The following is a 2,394-nucleotide window of genomic DNA, read 5'->3' on the forward strand; positions in this document are numbered from 1 at the left end:
CACCGTGGTGCAGCGCGAGCGCGGCCTTGATCAGCCCGGCCACGCCGGCCGCGCCCTCGGTGTGGCCGATGTTGGTCTTTCGCTTCCCAGGCTTTTTCGGTAAATTGATTTGGATTATTGGGTTGCATCTTCGCTGTCCCCTCCGTTTATATACCTTTGTTTATCTAACTAAGGTTATTGTAAGAAAGAACTAGCGAGCTGCTGGATCGGTGTTTGCGTATTCCTGAAGGGGTATTTTCCTCCCTTTTTAGCCACATACAGGAAATCGACGGAAAGGCGGAGTCAATCCAGAATCCAAAATCCAAAATCCAAAATCCTTGCATCGGGTGACGCACTAAGCTCTCATCCAAGCGCTCTTGAGTAATGGACAAAAGCTTTGTTCGATCGGCAGAAAGATAGCCAGTTCGGTTCCTTTTCCAGGTTGGGAACAAACTTGTATTTTACCGCCATGCTTTTCAATGATTTTATAGCTAATCGCCAGCCCTAAACCAGTACCTTGACCTACTGGTTTAGTCGTAAAGAAAGGGTCAAATATCTTATTTTGAATTTCCAGCGGTATGCCACAGCCATTATCGGTAATTGATACCCGTATTTCCGACGACCATACTTTGTCGGTTTTAATTGTAATTTGTTTATTGGTTTGTTCCTCGCAGCTATGGAGCGCATCGATCGCATTATTAATAATATTGAAAAATACTTGGTTTAGCTGGGCTGGATAACATTCTATTGGCGGCAATTTGTCATAGTCCTTGTCTACTGCGATCTTACCCTTGAGCCGCTCATTTAAAATCATTAGAGTACTTTCAATCCCTTCGTGCAAGTCAACTTTTTTTAATTCTGATTCATCCAATCGCGAGAAGTTTCGCAGCGATAATACTAACTCTTGAATGCGCTCTGCACCAGCTTGCATAGAATTGAGTATTTTGGGCAAGTCTTGGGCAATGAATTCCAGATCGCTTGCCTCAAGTTGCTTTTTAATTTCAGCAGTCGGCTGAGGAAATTCTTGCTGATACAGTTCTAGTAAATCCAATAATTCTTGCGTGTAGTTGTCAAGATATGAAATATTACCGTAGATAAAGTTAACGGGATTGTTGATTTCGTGAGCAATTCCCGCTACCATCTGACCTAGACTGGACATTTTTTCTGTTTGAATTAGCTGAGCTTGCGCGTGTTTTAATTCTTCAGTGTAGACGGCAACTCTTTGAATTAGTTGGTTGAGCGAAGTTGCTAGCTGTCCGACTTCATCTTTTGCAGTTACAGGTGCGATCAGTTTAAAGTTACCTGTTTCGGTAACTCGGCGAGCAACGGCGGTGGTAAATTCTAGAGGACGCGCGATCGCCCAACTAATATAAATTGCTATAACCCCTGCAATAGCTGCTGATAATAGCAAACTACTGACAAGAATTATGTTACCTATATTTTCGGCTTGTTGATATTCGACAAACTCTTTTTCTTCTAGAGCGTATAATTTTTTATTGAGTGCAGATAATTCTTCAGCAAATTTATTAAACTGCTTGGCAATGTCGCTGTTTATAAATTTAATCATCGCCATCTGCATTTCTTCAGCTTGCTGCGGCTGCAAAGCATTTCGGTAAAATCTTGACGACAATTCCTCAAGTTGTTGATAGTATCTCTCTACTGTATAAGTATAATTTTGGATTAATTCTGTGATTTGTGCTTCCGACCCTATTTTTTGGATGCCTGTCAATGTATCACTGGAAATCCCTGGCAATATTTGATGTTTTCTAAAATTTAAATTGCCGAGTTTGGGCGGTGTATTTTCATAAACATTGACATATTTTTCTGGAAACGTTACCATAAATAACATCTGTTGCTGATAAGCTTTGGCCTGTAGCACCGCATCTTGTAAGTCTTTCAAGATATAGGTCTGTTGATGAACTTGCAATAATTGTTCCTTAGCTTGTGCTTGAAAATACTTTTCTATACAAAATCCCGCCGTGGTGCCTAAAAGCGCAATGCAAATGGCTAAAGCGTATCCACAACCAATTTTGTGCCTGATGCTCAAACGTCTGAACAACCCTCCTAATCTAATTTTAGGCAATCTAGGCCAGTAGCTTGCCAGCCCGGATAGGTCTATCCTTTGAGATGCGGGTGAGATTGAAAAGTGGAAGTGCATTGGCGGCCTGTGGAGCAATTGTTAAATATTCCTTAAGTATAAAGTATATTAGAATAATTATGATAATTAGCTTGCCCTTGAAGGCTTGGCAAGATCCGATCGCGATCGCAAAGAACGATCGTCCAAGGTAGGCTATGCTTCAGGGTAGGCCAAAGCGACGCGCAAACACACCCGGACAAGCGATCGGCAAAATTTCTGGCATTGCACCCATTTTGGATTAATATGACAACGTGGTGCATCGCCCTTGTTAATCTCCG

At 41.9% G+C, this 2,394-nt stretch carries 2 protein-coding genes; both read right to left on the minus strand.

What is annotated here, in order from left to right:
- Positions 1-334: 334 nt before the first annotated feature.
- Complete coding sequence (locus H6S82_RS29270) at positions 335-2,026, minus strand: ATP-binding protein (RefSeq protein ID WP_190463903.1); 1,692 nt, start codon at positions 2,024-2,026, stop codon at positions 335-337.
- A 143-nt stretch (positions 2,027-2,169) separates the two neighbouring features.
- Positions 2,170-2,394 (minus strand): hypothetical protein (locus tag H6S82_RS29275; protein WP_206756911.1); only part of this gene is annotated, 225 nt, incomplete at its 5' end.

It is taken from the genome of Planktothrix sp. FACHB-1355 (genome assembly GCF_014748295.1).
Classification (GTDB): Bacteria; Cyanobacteriota; Cyanobacteriia; order Cyanobacteriales; family Aerosakkonemataceae; genus Aerosakkonema; species Aerosakkonema funiforme_A.